Raw genomic sequence first — 16,803 nt, 5'->3', positions numbered from 1 at the left:
AAGGTGTCCCCCTGGTCCTCCACCGTGAAGTTGGAGTACTCAAAGGTGGTATAGCTCAGGCCGTAGCCGAAGGGGAATGCCACGTCCGCATTGTAGTCATACTCTCCGGCGTTGCCCTGGCCGAGAACATAGTCCTCATACCGTGTCTCATAGTACCGGTAGCCCACGTAGATGCCCTCCTGGTACACCACGTAGTCCTGGTTGCACTTGTCAATGCCCGGCGCGTTGTTGTTCTGGGCGGTCGCCAGGCCAAGCTCCTCGGCATTGGTGTAGGGAAAGGCGTCGTAGTTGGCCATGGCCGGCGAAGAGTGGTTGTCCCGCAGGAAGGTGTCCACAATCCGGCCGGAGGGGTTGACCTTACCGGCCAGGATGTCGGTCACAGCAGGCAGGCCGTTCAGTCCCAGGTTGCCCACCCACAGCACCGCGTCAATGCCGTAGTCGTCCACAAAGTCCAGCTGAAGGGTGCTGGAGGAATTGAGGAGCACCACGATCTTTTTAAACACCCCTTGTTCCTTCAGGGCCTGGAGATTTTCCAGCAGTTCCACTTCTTCCTTGCACAGCTGGAGGTAGTCGCCGTCGGTCATATAGGGCTCCAGCTCAGGCAGTCCGCTGGGCAGGTCGGCGCCCTCGCCGGAGGAGCGGGAGAGCACTACCAGCGCCACATCGCCGTAGTCGGAAAAGGTGGCCTTCAGCGCGTCGGGGTACTCGCTCCAGGGCACCTCGTTAATCCGGTACTGGGACGGGTCGCCGCCGGTGAGATCAGCGTTTACCCGCTGATAGCCGCTGGTAATATAAAATTTCCAAAGCTCCGTGTTGACACATCCGGGCTGGAAGCTGCTCTCTAAGGCTGAGGAGAGGCTGTCTCCCTCGCTGGTAGACATAAAGGCCGATCCCGTCCCCACTTTCACCGGGTCAACCGAGGACTGTGAGAAACAGGAGAATTTGGTGTCCTGGGGCAGCGGAAGGGTGTTATCCCGGTTGACCAGCAGGGCCGCGCCCTCTGCCGTCACCTGACGGCAGACTGCCCAGTCATTGGCAACCAGCTCCTCCTCCGTCTCGTAGTCGGTCCAGTAAAAAATCTGAGCGTCCGGGTCAGGAATAACTTTCTGGGTCTCCGCATCCAGCGCCGCGTTAATCATAGTCTGAAAGTAGCCTGTCACAGGAATCGCCACAATACACACCGCAGTGAGTACAGCCAGGATCGCGGTTGGGATCTTCCAGTGGTTCCTCTGTTTTTTCATATTGCCCTCCTCTTTTTACCCTGAAAAAGGCGGGCCGCTGGGCCGTTTTCACGCCCGCGGCCCGCCTTTTCTCAGTCGTTTGGCTGCTGCTTTGCTTTCCGAATGCTGCGCACCAGCAGGAAGGCGCACAGGGCGGTAAGCACCGCCATCACACCGGTGGCTCCGTAAAGGGCCATCTGCCACCACGGTGTCACGGGGATAACCGTTGCATTGCCGATGTTCATGGCATGGCTGTGTGTAATGGAATAGGTGATATGCTTGACCGCGTTCTGTACGGCGGTGACAATCGCCGGGTCATTCTCCAGCCCGTCCAGGGTGGCCATACCCATGCTGTAACCATCCCACAGATCCTGCCCGGCCAGGACGCCCATGCGGTAGTCCATGTAGCTGGCCATGACGGAGCAGTCGGTAATGGCTGCGCCCTTCATGCCCCACTCATCCCGGAGGATGCCGGTCATCAGGCCGTGGTGGGCGCCGCTCCACACCACGCCGATGCGGTTGAAGGAGCTCATCACGCCCATGCCGCCGCCTTCGGTCACGCTGCCCTCAAAGCCCTCCAGATACAGCTCCCGGATGGCCTGCTCGTTGCTCCAGGTGGAGATGCCGTAGCGTCCCTCCTCCTGGTCGTTGAGGGCAAAGTGCTTGGTGAACACATAGACGCCGCGGTCCTGGATGGCGGCGACCTCCACGGCGGCCACCTTTCCGGACAGCCAGCCGTCCTCGGAGTAGTACTCAAAGTTACGTCCGCAGTAGGGCGTGCGGTGGATGTTGGCGCCAGGGCCGTAGATGCCGGCGTACACAGTACCGTCCTCGCCGGTAGCATGGAGGAAGTCCTCGCCGATGCACTTGCCCATGCTCTCAATCAGCTCCAGGTTGAAGGTGGCGGCCATCACATCCTCGGAGGTGTACGCCATAGCGCTGGAGCCGCCCATCAGGCTCTTGGTGAAGCCCTGTGGCCCGTTCTCATCGTTGGTGCCGGGCAGGCTGATGGAAGGCACCGGCTGGGTCAGGTGGAACCCGTTATAGATGAGGTTGGTCATCTCAGAGTAGGGGATCTGGCTGATCAGATCATCCCACGAAGGGTCGTCAGCTTCGGTCTCTGCATACATGCTGGCGGTCAGATCTCCGCTCACGCCCACAGCAGGCATGGTAGCGTCGGGATAGTAGAGGGCCTTGTACTCCTCCACGATGGCGGCCCGGTCCGCCTCATTGTGAGACAGACCGTCCTTCCACATCTCCTCGGTAATGCGCAGCGATACAGGGCCCTGAGGGAAGGTGCCCACCCAGTCATTGCGGGTGAGGTAGGTAATCTGCTGGTCCTCCGCGCCCTCGTACTTGTTCAGGTCCGCATTGTCAAACAGGTTGGTAATGGGATTGCCCGTGACCGGCGACACCGAATAGGTCTCCGCGTCAAAGCTCGTGTTGCTCCACTTGTAGGTCAGGCTGGCGTCTCCGCTGCCGCTCATCCGGCTCTCGTCCGCCCCCTTCGCCATCAAAATGTTGTTGACGGCGTTGTGGGCGTCGCTTCCCACCGTGAAGTAGTAGTCCCCGTCCTCCAGAATGTAGGTTCTGGCATTGTTCGCATCGTAGCTTGTCAGGTTCTCTTTCTCCACTGTAATCTCAAAGTGCTCCGTCGCTCCGGCGGCAATCTCCTTCTTGTCAAAGCCGCACAGCTCCACCGAGGCCTTCTCCACCCCGTTGTCCTTGTCGTACTGGGTGTACGGGCTCTGGAAGTAGATCTGCACCGTGTGCTTGCCGTCCACCGCACCGGTGTTGGTCACGTCCACGCCCACCAGGAAGGTGTCCCCCTGGTCCTCCACCGTGAAGTTGGAGTACTCAAAGGTGGTATAGCTCAGGCCGTAGCCGAAGGGGAACGCCACGTCTGCATTGTAGTCATACTCTCCGGCGTTGCCCTGGCCGAGAACATAGTCCTCATACCGGGTCTCATAGTACCGGTAGCCCACGTAGATGCCCTCCTGGTACACCACGTAGTCCTGGTTGCACTTGGCGACGCCGGGATCGGTGTTGTTCTGGGCAGTGGCAGTGTCATATTCCGCGGCATTGGTATAGGCGTAGGCGCCGAAGTTCTGCATGGCCGGCGAGGAGTGGTTGTCCCGCAGGAAGGTGTCCACAAGCCGGCCGGAGGGGTTGACGTTGCCGGCCAGGATATCGGCCACGCCATTGATGCCGGTCATGCCCACGTCGCCGACCCACAGCACCGCGTCGATGCCGTAGTCGTCCACAAAGTCCAGCTGGAGGCTGTTGGAGGAATTGAGGAGCACCACGATCTTCTTGAACACGCCCTGCTCCTTCAAGGCCTCCAGATTCTCAAACATCTCCACCTCTTCCTTGCACAGCCGGAGGTAGTCGCCGTCGGTCATATAGGGCTCCAGCTCGGGCAGTCCGCTGGGCAGGTCGGCACCCTCGCCGCCGGAGCGGGCCAGCACCACAAGAGCCACATCGCCGTAGTTGGACCAAGTGGCCTGGAGGGCATCGGAGTACTCGCTCCAGGGCACCTCGTTGATCCGGTACTGAGTCTGATTGCCGCCGGTGGTGTCGGCATTCACCCGCTGATAGCCGCAGGTGGCATAGAACTTCCACTGGTCAGGGTTGACGGAGTCCTCGCCGAACGCCCTGTCCAGGGCGGCCTTCAGAGATACCGCGTCATTGGCGGACACCTGGCCGGAGCCGGTACCGCCGTACAGCAGATTGAAGCTGGACTGAGAAAAGGGGGTGAACTTCGTGCCCTCGGCCAGAGGCAGAGTATTGTCCCGGTTCACCAGGAGGGCAGCTCCCTCCTCCTCGATCTGCTCGCACAGTTCCTTTTCATAGGCCACCAGGTCCTCTTCGCTCTCGTAATCGCTCCAGAAGTAAATGGTAGCATTGGGATCAGGCACAATTTCCTGGGTCTTCGCGTTCAGCGCCACATTAATCGCCGTGGCAAATGCCGATGTCACAGGAATAGCCACAATGCAGACCACCAGGAGAACAGCTGTGATCGCGGTCAACACCGCCCACAGCTTACTGCCTTTTTTCTGCTTCATGGGAAACTTCCTTTCTGAAAAGGAGCTCCGGACAGGTCTGTTTGCCCGGAGCTTCCTTTTTTCCGTTAAAATCTTTCAGGGATTAGAGATCCCGCTTAGCCCGCCTTGGTGGCGGTGTTGCCGTCGATGGTCCAGGTCTCGCCGCCCATAGCGGACCAGATCTGGCTGAAGGCACCCAGCTCATCCTCGCTCGGGGCGGTGACCGTCAGGGTGTTTCCGTCCAGCACATAGGTAAAGCCGTCGCGCTCCATACCATACTCCGGGAACTCGACCTTCATATTGGTGTCATCCAGGAGCACCAGCACCAGGCCGCCGGCATCATAGGAGGCAATGCCCTCGGCCTCAGCCTCGCCGCCCTCGGAACCAGTTGCACCCGCCGCAGGGGCAGAGAGCGCAGTCACGTCTTCGCAGACAAAGGTATAGGTAGTGCTGTATCCCTCAGCCATAGAATAGTCATAGGAGAAGGTGGCCTTATTGCCGTCGGCAGTTACGTTGACGGCCGCGTCATTGATCGTGACAGTCAGAGCGCCGTTCTCCACGTTCCAGGTCCCCTGAGCCACGTTGTTGTAACCGGCATAGATCAGCAGGGTGCCGTCGGGCTGCAGGTAGGCGGTGCCGCCGTTCTCTTCATCGGTCAGAGCCGCCACGTTCTCCGGGGCCACAAACTCCGCCTTAAATGCCTGGATAAAGGCGTTGGCATCCTCATAGGTCTTGCCCTCAGTACCCTCCATGGTAGCAGTACGGGTATAGGACATGCCGGGCACCACGGGGAAGGTCATATCAAAGGAGTACACACCGGCCACATCATAGGCATAGGCGGTCTGACCATTGGACTCGTTGCCTGCCTCATCCACATAGGCCAGCTTGATCTGCAGGCAGGCCACACCGTCCCGCTCAGCCTCTTTCCAGGTGCCGGACATATAGCTGGCGGTGTAGGTGGGGTTGGTGGCGGCATCGGAGTCGTCGTAGTTGTCGAACATATAGCGGTCGGCCACGGCAGTGCCGTCCTCGTTCAGGTTCAGCAGGAAGGCGGCGTTGAGCATGGAAGCATTGGCGCTATCCTCCTCATATTTGCCAGTGAACTGATAAGTCTTGGACCCGGTATTGTTCTCCTCCCCGGCTGTGGCAGAAGGAGAAGGTGTCGAGTCAGCGGCATCATTGCCGCAGGCCGCCAAGGTCAGGGCCATGACCAGCGCCAGGCCCAGAGCAAGGAACTTGTTCCGTTTCATCATGTTTTCCTCCAGACTTTTTTATTGCCTCCCGGCATCCGGCCGGGCTGCGGACATAAGTAATGGCTCAACTGTGGTGGGCCATGAAGGCAGAGACTACGTTGAGCAGTGCCACCACGCCGAAAACCACTGAGAAAACAATCGCCAGCACAGGGTCGCCGCCAAAAAATGGCACTCCGGTCAGCACATCGGCCAGAGGATAAGCGGTCTCGACCAGGTGATTGGCCAATGCGACGGAGAAGCAGGCTCCGCCCAGAATGGGGGTGAAAGGCAGGCGGAGAAACTCACCACCCGCAGTGATCACAGCGCCCCCAATCATCAGGCCGAAGGTGAGCCAGGAAAACACCCGGTCCACCTCTTCTGCGGCAGTGGCCATATAGACAGCCACATATACCACAGCGCCCACGAGAGCAAGAACAGCCGCGGCCATGCTCAGCCAGAGGCCAGCCTTTGCATTTTTGAACAGGGACATCTCACTTGCCCCCCTTTCTGGACTTCACCTCAGAGAGGATATACAGTACAGCAGTGCCTGCGACCAGGACGCCCAAAGCCGCATTCAGCCCAATCATGGCGGGCTTCCACCAGGGGGTGAAGTTCTCCACTGCCACTTCCTCGCTCAAGCCGTTCACCAGGTTGGTGCGGCTCATGGTGTAGAAATAGTACTTGGCCAGCTCTCGGACCTTGCCCCAGATAAAGCCATCCCGGTCCTTGACCAGCAGGTTGGACACTTCAGGCACGCGGCCGGGGTCGTTGTTGAACTGGGTGGTGCCGGCCTGGATGGAATCGGCGGTGCCCATATAGCTGGCGGAGTCCTTGGAGGAGTCGGTCATATTGATGCCGGTGAAGCCCCACTCCTCCCGCAAAACGGTGGTCATGGTGGCATAGTCGCTGGCGGTGGGCACACAGCCGATGCGGTTGTAGGCGGTCATGGTGCCCATGCTGTGATCCTTCTGCAGGCCGCCCTCAAATCCCTTCAGGCACACCTCGCGGTAGGTCTGCTCGGTCATAAAGGTGGCTACGCCGTGGCGGTTGGTCTCCTGGTCGTTGCCGCAGAAGTGCTTGAACATCCCCGCCAGCCCCTTGTCCGCCATCGCCTTGGTCTGGATCTCGCCGCAGATGTAGCTGAGGATGGCGTCCTCGGAGTAGTACTCGAAGTTACGGCCGGAGTAGGGGGTGCGGTGAATGTTCCCGCCGGGGGCGTAGATCTGGCGGAAGCCCACCCAGTAGCTCTCCTCGCCGAGGTAGTAGCCCCGCAGCCGCAGCATCTCCTTGCTGAAGGTGGAGGCGCAGAGCATCTCCGCGTTAAAGAGGGTGCCGCCCTGATGGCCGTCCGGGCCGTCGCCGCCGGAGTAGGCCGGGAAGCTCACCCTGGGGATGGCATCCATGCCCATCTTGTCGCCGGTGATCTGGGCCAGCTCGGTGGCGCTGAGCTGATCGATGAACTGCTCCCACTTGGGGTCGTCAAAGGGCACATCCTTCATTTCGATGAAGGAGATGCCGTTGTCCTGATTGTAGTTATAGGTGGAGATATCGGGGGCATCCGCCGGCTTTTCGTACTGGAAGTTCTCCATCAGGTCCTGGATCTCCGGCGTGGCGGTCAGCGTGGCCACCGTGTCGGGGAAGGTATTCCAGTCCGCGCGGGTCATATAGGTCACCGCGCCGGGGATGAAGTAGTTGATATCCCGGTCCTCAAAGAGGTTGGAGACCACCACGCCGGTATAGGGGGAGACGGCATAGGTGGTGTTGTCCAGACTGTCCAGGGTGTCTTTGTACGCCTTTGCCGCGTCGCCGTCCACCGGATTGCCTTCGGCGTCGAACATACCGGTCACGCCCCGGGCCGCCAGGACGTTGTTCAGGGCGTCATGGGCGTCGTCGCCGATGGCGAAGTAGTAGTCGCCTGCGTCAAAGACGTAACAGCCGGTCTTGGTGCTGTCCGCGCCGTTGACCGCATTCTGGTCGTAGGTGGCAAAGATGTAATCGGAGAACTCCAGGGTCACCGTCTCGCTCTCGCCTGCGGCCAGGTCGCCGGTCTTGGCGAAGTCCACCAGCTGGATGGCGCTCTTTTCGGCCTGTCCGGCCTCCCAGGGCAGCTGGACATAGAGCTGGACCACATCCTTGCTCACGCCGCTGTAAGTGGACGAGCCGTTGTTCGTGACCTTTACCTCCGCCGTGACGGTGTGGGAGGACTTATCCCAGTTCACGCTCAGCAGCTCCTGGGTAAAGTCGGCATAGGACATGCCCGCGCCAAACGTAAAGACCATCTCGTCGGCATAGTCCCAGCTGCCGTTCTCGCTGGCATAGACACCCTTGGCGCCGGCGGCGTTGTTGATCCCAAGCACTTGATCCTGATAGCGGGTCTCGTAGTACTTATAGCCCACGTAGATGCCCTCGGCGTATACCAGGTACTTGTTCTTATACAGGCCGGTCAGGTTGTCAAAGGTGAAGTCGCCGGCGTTCTGCATGGCGGCGGAGCTGAGAGAGTCGGTGGCGTAGGTGATGACGTTCCGGCCGGAGGGGTCGGCCTGGCCCAGAAGGGCCCAGGCCACGCCGGTCATACCGTAGTTGCCCGGATAGCCGACCCACAGGCAGGCATCCACGCCATAGTCGGCCAGCCAGCCCAGCTCCATGGCATAGCCGGAGTTGACCACCACGATAATCTTGTCGAAGGCGCCGGAATCCCGGATCAGGTTGAGCGTGTCGATCTCCTCCTGATGGAGGCTCAGCTCGGGCACGCCGACCGGGCCCTCCTGCCAGTCGCCCTGAAGGCCGTGGTTCAGGTCGCCCTCCTCGCCGCCGAAACGGCTCATGACATAGATAGCCGCATCACCGTAGCTGCTGAAGGAGCTCTCGGTTCCGGCATAGGCGCTGGCCGGGATCTCGCCGATCAGGCCGGTCTTGGTCCGGTTGCCGCCGGCCGCCACGATGGCGTCGTAAACCGTCTGGTTGACCTGGGCGCCCTCCTCCTTCAGCGCGTCAAAAAGGTTGATGCCGGTGTTGGGAGGACCGCCGGAGCCGCCGTGGTATACCGGGGTGGCCGCAGCGTAGCCGAACAGGGTCACGCTGGCGCCGGCGGCCAGGGGCAGGGCATTGTTTTCGTTGCGCAGCAGCACGCTGCCCTCGATCTGGCTCTGGATGAGATAGTCCTTCTGGTCCGCGCGCATCTCCTCCATAGTGGCGTAATCCGACTTGTAATAAGTAGTGTCATCGGTGGCCTGAATGGTTGGCGGCGTGGTGCCCAGGAAGAGGTTGATGTCACCCTCGCGGGTGAAGGCCAGGCTCTGGCCAAACATGGTCAGGGAAAACACCAGTACCATGGTGGCGCAGAGACCCCGCCAGAGATTTTTCTTTTTCATGCCAAGCCTTCCTCCTCAATACCCAGGATTAACCCTGGACGAGGAAGCCGGGCGTGAAATCAAAGGACGCAGTCTTGGTGTTGAGCTGCACCGTAGTCTCAGGATAGGCAACGCTCTCCAGGTACTGCTCGGCAGTCCAGGGCGTGGCATTGGGATCGGCGACTGCGGCGCCTGTGCTGGGATCAATCTGAGCAGGAATCACGGCCTTGCCCATATCATCATTCCAGTTGTCGGTGTCCAGCCAGTAGGTCTGATCGTAGCTGCTCACCACGCGGGTGGGGGTGGAGAGCGTCACGTCCAGCAGATCCTCGTCCAGGTCGTTGACCTGGGAGGTATAGGTGCCGTAGAACTTGGTGATGTAATTGGTACGCTCGTTGCCCTTGGCGTCGTTGGTGCTCTCGGCCAGCTCCAGGGCGGAGAAGCAGGCGCTGGAGAGGATCAGGCAGTAGGTGTTATCATCCATCAGGGTGATCTCCTGCTGATCAAAGGTGGTCAGGTAGTAGTTGTACTGGGGGCGCATGTTTGAATAGCCGAGCTGGGCGGGGCTGAGGTAAACGCCGGTGACCTTCCCTCCGCCGCTACCGCCGCCGTTGCCGCCGCAAGCGGCAAGACTCAGGACCATCAGGGCTGCAAGGGCCAGCGCCGTCAGTCTTTTGGCATACTTTTTCATAATTGGTATCCTCCTTTTCTTTTCCCGGGCATCCCGGTTTTCAGTTCACAATTTATTCATTCTCAACATAGTTTTCAATGGATACAGCACAACCTTCTTTTCATACCGCACAACCTTACCATTTCCATCTCCCCTTCCTTGACTTTCCTTGTCTATATTGCTATATTATCTAGGAGGGAACAGATAGGAAGGAGGAACAGCCATGCTTGGAATCGCCATCGTAGAAGACGACCGGGAGCAGGCCGCACTCTTGGAGACGCACATCAAGCGCTATGCCGCAGAGCGCCAGCTCGTGGTGTCCGTATCTGTTTTCTATGACGCTGTGACCTTTTTGGAGAAATACACCCAGGGCTATCAGATGATCTTTATGGACATTAAAATGCCCATGCTGGACGGGATGGACGCCGCCCGGTTTCTCCGGGAGCGGGACCAAAAAGTCGTCCTGGTCTTTGTCACCACCATGCGCCAGTACGCCATTCAGGGCTACGACGTGGATGCCGCCGATTTTATTGTCAAGCCGGTGAACTACCCGGAGTTTGCTTTGAAATTTACCCGCCTGCTGGGAAAAGTGGAACGGCCGGAGGCCGTCTCGCCGGACGTGTTCATCAAAACCGAGAACAGCTTTGTCCGGCTTGCCCCCAGCGATATTTTCTATGTAGAGGTCAAGGGCCATTACTGCGTATACCACACCGCCAGCGGGGAGTACCGCCGTTATCAGACCCTCAAAAACGCGGAGGCCTCCCTCCCCTCCCGCTCTTTTGCCCGGTGCAACAATTTTCTTCTGGTCAATCTGGAGCACGTCTCCAAAATCGACGGAATGAGCGTGTTCGTGGAGGGAGAAGCGCTGCAGATCAGCCACCCAAAGCGCAAGGCGTTTGTGGAAGCATTCAGTCAGTTTATGGAGAGGCCGTAGCATGAATGTTATCCTGTCCTTCCTCTCTATTGCGCTTGGCCCATATACCTTTCAGGCCTTCAGTCTCTTCTTCACCTTTTTGCAGTGCGCCGTCTGTATCGTCTTTTTCACTCCTGGCCTGACCCGGCGGGAGTTTTTTCTCCCCCGCGTCCTCATCGCCCTGCTGGAGGGACTGGCGCTGTGCTTTCTGCTGTCCATTCTCTACACCGAGGTGGAGACCCTTCTGGTCCGGGTGCTGTGTTACCTCGCCGTCACGCTGCTCAATTTCGGAGCTCTGCTCTTCTGCTGGAAGGATGAGCTCTCCGACCTGCTGCTGACCTTCTGCTGCGGCATGGCCACCTACCAGCTGACCGGCAAGCTCTACCCCCTCATCCAAAACCTGCTCGGCATCAACGACAAGGAGACCATCTCTTTTTTTCACGCCGGCTCAGGCGAGATGACGAACTGGGACTGGCTTTTGTTCTTTGCATTTCATCTGGGGATGTATCTGCTGCTCTCCTTTCTCTTCCGGCCTAAGAACCACCTCTCCCACAGCCGGTATGCCTCCTGGGGGGTGGGCGGGATATCGGTCTTTACCGTGCTCACGATCAATGTCCTCATCTGCATCTCCCGGGTCTATGAGCAGGAGAGCTGGGTGCTCAACATTGTGGTCAAGGTGTTCTGCGTCGCTTTCGGCCTGGCGGTGCTCTTCATCTGCTCCGGCCTGCTCTCCCTGAGCGAAAAGGACCAGCAGCTGGAGGTGCTGCACCACCTGTGGAGGCAGGACAAGATCCAGTTTGAGTCCATTCGGGACAATATGGACGTCATCAATATGAAGTGCCACGACCTCAAGCACATTCTGGACAAAATTGAGGGTAAGCTTACCTCAGAGGAGATCAGCTCCCTGCGGGAGGCCATCCAGTTCTACGACGCCAATATCAAGACCGGCAACGAGGTTCTGGACGTAGTTCTGTGTGAGAAGGCCATGACCTGCCAGAAAAACGGCATCACCTTTTCCTGCATGGCCGACGGCGCAAAACTGTCTTTCCTCACCCCCGTCCAGACCTATACGCTTTTCGGAAACATCATTGACAACGCTATTGAGGCTGTCAAGCAGCTCTCCTCTCCGGAAGACAAGATTATTTCCCTCATCTGCCGGGAGACTTCCCAGGGGCTGGAAATTGAAGAGTCCAACTATTTCAGCGGCGAGCTGCAGCTCGCCGGCGGCTTGCCCGTTACAGGCAAGGAGGACCGCTCCCACCACGGGTTCGGCACCAAGAGCATCCGATACATCGCCGAACAGTATGGAGGCGCTCTGGATATCCATATTCTGGACAATATGTTCTTCCTCAAGGTCCGTTTTCCCCTTAGCAGCCGTACCTCCCACAGGTCAGAAAGAGCCGCCCGGCCATAGCCGGGCGGCTCTCTTTTACCCTACTGCTTCCAGCAGGGCTTCCTCAAATTTGGGCAGCCACCACTCCCGGTAGCCCGCCTTTGTCGGATGGATGCTGTCGGACATATAGAGGTCCCGCTCCTCGTCGGTCAGGTCGTTGAACGCCTCATCCCGATACAGGTCGATGATCCCCACGTCCCACTTGGCGGCAATCTGTTCCAGGGCGTCCACCATAGTCCCGTAGTTCTCATCCCCCATGGGAGGATTCGTGTAGAAGTAAATGGGGCAATCCCAGGTCTCCCGGACTGTGGCGATGATGTACTCCATGGCTCCGAAGGTGGTCGTCCGGTCAAATGCGGAGGCGTCGCGCACATCGTCCCCGGTCACCGTCCCGAAGCGGTCCGGAAAGCCCTTGTCATTGGTGGACAGCTGGCAGACAAAGGCGTCGACCTGCTCCGCCCGGTCCGGGGAGGCCAGATAAGCGTCCAGCCGCTCCACATAGCTCTCCCCGTTCACATCGGCCAGGGTCGTCCCGGACACCGCCTCCTTGATGCACACCGCGCCGTACTTCTTTGCTATGAAGTCGGCCATGGATTCCCCTCCCGCGCTGGCCCCGACCGTGACTGAGGAACCCAGCCAGTAGATCGTCTTTCCCCGCAGGGCGCTGTCCGCCAGCTCTTCTGTGTTGGCGACGGAATATTCATCCCGGTTGCCGATGAGGGTGACGTTGATCTTCTGCTCCGCTGTCTTTCCGCCGTACACGAATTTGGCGTACAGGCTGGTGCGGGTCAGGGGATCGTCCACAATGATGCCCTCATAGGGGACGTCCTCCAGCACGCTGCCATCGCGCAGCTGTGCCTGAATGACAACCCCTGTGGGGTCAAAGGTCTCTCCCTCTTCGTAGTCCAGCCTCTCCGGCGGCTGGACGATGCTCAGCTGCCAGACCTCCTTCTCCCCGTCGGCGGACTGTACATCGCCGGCGGCGGTGGGCTGGGCGTCCCGGGTTTCTCCGCAGGCAGCGAGCAGCAGCATCAGGCCCGCCAGCAGCGGCAGCATCCATTTCTTCATAAAGCTGTTCTCCTTTCACCGGACCGTGATGACGTACTGTCCCGCCTGGGAGAAGGTCACACGGTTCCCGTCTACGGCGGCGTCTCCCCCGGTCACCGTAATGCTGCTGCCCATCTGCTCCGGGATAACCACAGTGCCCTCGGCGTCGATGGCCGTCACGGTGAGTACACGGGCCCCATCCGCGGTCTCCAGGCTGGCCTTCAGCTCTCCCTTGGGCGTCCAGACAGAACAGGTAAAGTGATCCAGGTCGCCGGAGGGGGCAATCTCATAGCGCTCGAAGCCGGCCTCTGTGGCACGGATGCCCGCCACATACTTGGACAGGATGTACAGCGGCGCGGCGGTCCAGCCGTGGTTGACCGTGCCCGTATCATCGTTGAACTGCTCCCACAGGGTGTCATATTCGTCGTGGAGCATGGGGTCGTACCGCTCCAGCATCCGCTGAAGCGCCAGGTCGGTCCTGCCCATGACGCACAGGGCCTCGAGCACATACTTCTCCGTGAACGGGCTGGCCTCATAGGTGCTCATGATGACCTGGGTGATGAGCTCGTAATCGCTCTCCTCCGCCAGGCCGGACAGCGCCAGCATGGCGTTGGCCCGCTCGTCGATATAACTGCTCTCCGGGCTCCGGAAGCCCGCTTCCGTATAATAGGCATCGTGATAGGCCGCCTTCATGGCATCCATCCGCTCTGTCAGGAACTCCACGCCCTCCGTAATGCCCAGCGCCTCCGCCAGCTGGCGGGTGACATTCATGGCATAGTAGTAAATTCCGGCCTGGAGCAGCGCCCGGTCGATGCACTCGCCCCAGTCATCCCACGTCCAGGACCCGTCCCGGTAGACCGGCAGGCCGTCCTGCATCTCAAAGAGCTGGAGGTAGTTCAAAAAGGCCTTGCAGTAAGCGGTCATGGTCTCGGTGTCCCCGGAGTGGAGCCAGTAGTGGTAGGCGCTGGTCATAAAGATTAGGCTCTGGTTGGGGATCTCCTGGGGTTTGACGCTAGGCGCACGGCTGGGGATGGCCCCGCTTTGCGTGGTCCACGCCACGCAGGCCAGGATCGCCTTTTTGGTCAGGTCCAGCCCCGCCTGGTCATAGCTGTAAAGGGCGGCGTCGATCTCATTGGACGCGTCCCCCATGTAGGGGCCCCGCTCCCGTTCCGGGCAGTCCATGTAGGTATCCCGCATGCAGATGGCGATGGTGTTGAGGGCCTCCTGCCACAGCTGGTCCAGGTCGGCGTTGGAGGAAGAGAAAGAGCCGGCCCACGTGCCGTTGAACCCGCTTCTCCGGTAGCCCAGGCGGGTAAAGGTCACACCTGCCTCCGCCTCGATGATAAGCTTGCTGCCGCTGCGCCAGGGGTAGTTTTCATAGTACTGCTCCCCCTCAGCCGTGACATAGGTATCCTTAAAGTTGGCAAGTCCCTGCCGGTCTGTATAGGTGTCGGTGTAAAACGTCACCTTTTTCCCCGCCGGGGCCTCCAGGGCAAAGCAGGCGGTGAACTGGATGTTCCCCGGCAGGTCCAGCACCAGGGTCGTGTCCTCGGTCAGGGTCCTGCCCACATAATCGGCGGCGTTGGCAAAGTCCTCTATCTCACCAAACGCGGGCGGTGCGATCATAGCGGAGTACAGACCGCCGAAGGGCAGATCCCCGGCCTTGGAGATGAGCGTGGCGTTCTCCCAGGCGCTGTCGTCGTAGTCCGGCGCGTAGAACTCCCCCAGGTCCTCCCGGGCGTCAAAATAGACGTTCCGTTCCGCCAGCATGGAGGACTGGGTATAATTGGGGTAGTCTGCGCCGGCGGTGACTCTGTTTTTGTAACCAGTATGCCGGGCGGCTTTCCAGCTCCGGTCGGTCGCGATGACCGTGCCGCCTGCCTCCATCTCAAAAATCAGCCCCGCCTGAGGGTATTCGTCGCCCTCCTCGTCGGTGATGATGGGCACGATGGAGCCGTCTCCGGAGCGGCCGTTAAAGGCCACCAGCAGGGCGATGACATTCTCCCCCTGCCGGAGATTGGGGATCTCCACCGTGTCGTAATAGCTGTCATAGGGCGTGGGTCCCCGCTTCACGGACCCATCCAAAACCACCATCTCCCCGTTGACCCAGAGCACATACTTGTCCACCGCGGAGATATAGGCCGTGGCAGACTCCACGGCTTCGTCCAGCGAAAAGGTCTTTCGAAAGACCACGTAGCTGTCCTCGGAACAGCCCTCAGTCCAGATCCACTGCGCTGTCCAGTCCGTCTTCTCATACTTCTCAATGGCATCCAGATACATCAGGTCGGATCGGTCCGGCGTTCCCCGGTCGGGAGCGGTTTCATTCGCCACCACATCAGGGAGCGGTGTAGGCGTTACATCGGCTCCCCCTCCGGTGCAGCTGGCCAGCAGCGGGAGCAGAAGCGCTCCGCACAGCAGCAGACTGCATGTCTTTGTGAGCAGTTTGACATTCATTCTACCATCCCCTTGTATAAAAATAGCGCCCATTTCATCTCTTATAATTATAAGAATTCACAAAAATCTGGGAACCAAATTCGCACAAGCTTGCCTCTAAACCGCATAACCTATTGAATCAGCCCAAAACTCGCATGCCGTAATGGCATAAAACTGAGCTTGTAAGGGGCTCCCAGCATCTTCCCTTTGAGAAACAACTTATATTCCCGGATCCGCTTAGATACAAAAAAGAGGCGTTCCGTGTGAACGCCTCTTTAACGCCTCTTTTTTGAGGAGAGCGCATGCTCTGGAATGGACATGCTAATTTCATTATAGTACGCAAAAAGGCTTGCTTTCTTACGAAAGCAAGCCTTTTTGCGTACTCTTTGGTGGAGATAAGCGGGATCGAACCGCTGACCTCTTGAATGCCATTCAAGCGCTCTCCCAGCTGAGCTATACCCCCATGGATTTACTTTTCATTTGTAACTGTCCCATGCGGAACGAATGTTATAATACCAGAGGTACTTAAAATTGTCAAGTTCAAATTGGGCAAAATCAGAAAAAATCTTTTTCCACCGCCAGCTGCTGCCCCAATTGATTTTTTCATGGCGCTGGCATATAATGAAGGTCCCGGCGGTAGGCATCCCGCCTACTGGCGCCTGCTCGCTCTCCGATCGGCTGCCGACAGCAACCCGCCCCTCTATTAACCAACAAGAGGACCTACTTTCATCTGCGCCGCCCAGCGCGGCGAAACGGGGGATTTACATGAGATATCACACCGCAGTCTTTGACCTGGACGGCACGCTTCTGAATACCCTCCAGGACCTGGCTGACAGCACCAATTACGCCCTCTCTGTCAACGGACTGCCTAGCCGAAGTCTGGAGGAGGTGCGCTGTTTTGTGGGCAACGGGGTGGGAAAGCTCATTGCCCGGGCCGTGCCCGAGGGCACGCCGGAGGCGCTGACAGCCAAATGCCTCAGTGATTTCCGGGCCCACTACTTTCTCAACATGGAGAACAAGACCGCGCCCTATCCCGGTATCTTGGAGATGCTGGACCGGCTGAAAAAGGCAGGCTTTCATCTGGCCATTGTGTCCAACAAGTTCGACAGCGCCGTCAAGGGCCTTTGCCAGACCTATTTTAGGGATCTGATTCCGGTGTCCATCGGCGAGTCCGAAGGTGTGGAGCGCAAGCCCGCCCCTGACACCGTATTCAAAGCGCTGAAGGAGCTGGGGGTCTCCGCTGAGGGAGCTGTGTACATCGGTGACTCCGACGTGGACATTGCCACCGCCCGCAACGCAGGCCTGCCCTGCATCTCGGTGAGCTGGGGTTTCCGGGACGAGTCCTTTCTCTTGGCTCATGGAGCCTCAAAGATTGCCGCCGACCCCGAGGGCCTATACGCCGCCCTGACCGCCGACTCCTGACCCAAGTCACAACCTCCGGCTAAGCCGGAGGCTTGATTAAGCCCTATAAGGGCATAATACAGACAATACCCCTAAAGGG

The 16,803-nt window shown here is 59.1% G+C and carries 11 protein-coding genes and 1 tRNA gene; 3 read left to right on the top strand and 9 right to left on the bottom strand.

The genetic code is table 11. The features are described 5' to 3' along the window. The 6 genes from Q0K06_RS12020 to Q0K06_RS11995 all read right to left on the bottom strand — a co-directional run. The coding region (locus Q0K06_RS12020) for a glycoside hydrolase family 3 C-terminal domain-containing protein (protein ID WP_294552831.1) at window positions 1-1,241 on the bottom strand (1,241 nt) is incomplete at its 3' end. A gap of 71 nt (window positions 1,242-1,312) precedes the next feature. Next, window positions 1,313-4,285, bottom strand: coding sequence for a glycoside hydrolase family 3 C-terminal domain-containing protein (locus tag Q0K06_RS12015; protein ID WP_294552828.1), 2,973 nt, complete (start codon window positions 4,283-4,285; stop codon window positions 1,313-1,315). A gap of 95 nt (window positions 4,286-4,380) precedes the next feature. Further along, window positions 4,381-5,517, bottom strand: a complete 1,137-nt coding sequence (locus tag Q0K06_RS12010) for a hypothetical protein (protein ID WP_294552826.1) — start codon at window positions 5,515-5,517, stop codon at window positions 4,381-4,383. Between the two features lie 64 nt (window positions 5,518-5,581). Continuing rightward, window positions 5,582-5,986: a hypothetical protein gene (locus Q0K06_RS12005; protein ID WP_294552822.1), complete on the bottom strand. Its 405-nt coding sequence runs from the start codon at window positions 5,984-5,986 to the stop codon at window positions 5,582-5,584. Window position 5,987: 1 nt separating this feature from the next. Beyond that, window positions 5,988-8,867, bottom strand: coding sequence for a glycoside hydrolase family 3 protein (locus Q0K06_RS12000; RefSeq protein ID WP_294552820.1), 2,880 nt, complete (start codon window positions 8,865-8,867; stop codon window positions 5,988-5,990). A gap of 28 nt (window positions 8,868-8,895) precedes the next feature. After that, window positions 8,896-9,537, bottom strand: a complete 642-nt coding sequence (locus tag Q0K06_RS11995) for a hypothetical protein (protein WP_294552817.1) — start codon at window positions 9,535-9,537, stop codon at window positions 8,896-8,898. 202 nt (window positions 9,538-9,739) lie between these two features. Here Q0K06_RS11995 and Q0K06_RS11990 point away from each other — a divergent pair, with 202 nt between their 5' ends. After that, window positions 9,740-10,450 carry a LytTR family DNA-binding domain-containing protein gene (locus Q0K06_RS11990; RefSeq protein WP_294552815.1) on the top strand — a complete coding sequence of 237 codons (711 nt, stop codon included), beginning with the start codon at window positions 9,740-9,742 and terminating at the stop codon, window positions 10,448-10,450. 1 nt (window position 10,451) lies between these two features. Continuing rightward, a complete protein-coding gene (locus Q0K06_RS11985) occupies window positions 10,452-11,843 on the top strand; it encodes an ATP-binding protein (protein ID WP_294552813.1) in 1,392 nt (463 codons plus the stop codon). Between the two features lie 15 nt (window positions 11,844-11,858). Here the strand turns inward: Q0K06_RS11985 and Q0K06_RS11980 are convergent, their stop codons facing one another. The 3 genes from Q0K06_RS11980 to Q0K06_RS11970 form a co-directional block, all read right to left on the bottom strand. Beyond that, window positions 11,859-12,890 (bottom strand): SGNH/GDSL hydrolase family protein, encoded by a 1,032-nt coding sequence (locus tag Q0K06_RS11980; RefSeq protein ID WP_294552811.1) that lies wholly within the window; start codon window positions 12,888-12,890, stop codon window positions 11,859-11,861. Window positions 12,891-12,905: 15 nt separating this feature from the next. Then, window positions 12,906-15,323, bottom strand: a complete 2,418-nt coding sequence (locus Q0K06_RS11975; protein WP_294552810.1) for an alpha-L-rhamnosidase N-terminal domain-containing protein — start codon at window positions 15,321-15,323, stop codon at window positions 12,906-12,908. Between the two features lie 366 nt (window positions 15,324-15,689). After that, window positions 15,690-15,765: transfer RNA gene (locus tag Q0K06_RS11970), tRNA-Ala, on the bottom strand. Window positions 15,766-16,067: 302 nt separating this feature from the next. Between Q0K06_RS11970 and Q0K06_RS11965 the strand changes: the two genes are divergently transcribed. Then, a complete protein-coding gene (locus tag Q0K06_RS11965; protein WP_294552808.1) occupies window positions 16,068-16,724 on the top strand; it encodes an HAD-IA family hydrolase in 657 nt (218 codons plus the stop codon). The last annotated feature ends 79 nt before the right edge of the window (window positions 16,725-16,803 follow it).

Origin of the sequence: uncultured Pseudoflavonifractor sp. (assembly GCF_944387805.1) — a bacterium.
Classification (GTDB): Bacteria; Bacillota; Clostridia; order Oscillospirales; family Oscillospiraceae; genus Pseudoflavonifractor.
The sequence above is the reverse complement of the archived record's forward strand: the minus strand, read 5'-3'. Positions and strand labels throughout refer to the sequence as shown.

What these genes read in the sequence shown, in the direction of transcription:
- Q0K06_RS11990 (WP_294552815.1), top strand. Translation starts at nt 9,740, where the DNA reads ATGCTTGGAATCGCCATCGTAGAAGACGACCGGGAGCAGGCCGCACTC.
- Q0K06_RS12010 (WP_294552826.1), bottom strand. Translation starts at nt 5,517, where the DNA reads ATGATGAAACGGAACAAGTTCCTTGCTCTGGGCCTGGCGCTGGTCATG.
- Q0K06_RS12005 (WP_294552822.1), bottom strand. Translation starts at nt 5,986, where the DNA reads ATGTCCCTGTTCAAAAATGCAAAGGCTGGCCTCTGGCTGAGCATGGCC.
- Q0K06_RS11975 (WP_294552810.1), bottom strand. Translation starts at nt 15,323, where the DNA reads ATGAATGTCAAACTGCTCACAAAGACATGCAGTCTGCTGCTGTGCGGA.
- Q0K06_RS11965 (WP_294552808.1), top strand. Translation starts at nt 16,068, where the DNA reads ATGAGATATCACACCGCAGTCTTTGACCTGGACGGCACGCTTCTGAAT.
- Q0K06_RS11995 (WP_294552817.1), bottom strand. Translation starts at nt 9,537, where the DNA reads ATGAAAAAGTATGCCAAAAGACTGACGGCGCTGGCCCTTGCAGCCCTG.
- Q0K06_RS12015 (WP_294552828.1), bottom strand. Translation starts at nt 4,285, where the DNA reads ATGAAGCAGAAAAAAGGCAGTAAGCTGTGGGCGGTGTTGACCGCGATC.
- Q0K06_RS11985 (WP_294552813.1), top strand. Translation starts at nt 10,452, where the DNA reads ATGAATGTTATCCTGTCCTTCCTCTCTATTGCGCTTGGCCCATATACC.
- Q0K06_RS12000 (WP_294552820.1), bottom strand. Translation starts at nt 8,867, where the DNA reads ATGAAAAAGAAAAATCTCTGGCGGGGTCTCTGCGCCACCATGGTACTG.
- Q0K06_RS11980 (WP_294552811.1), bottom strand. Translation starts at nt 12,890, where the DNA reads ATGAAGAAATGGATGCTGCCGCTGCTGGCGGGCCTGATGCTGCTGCTC.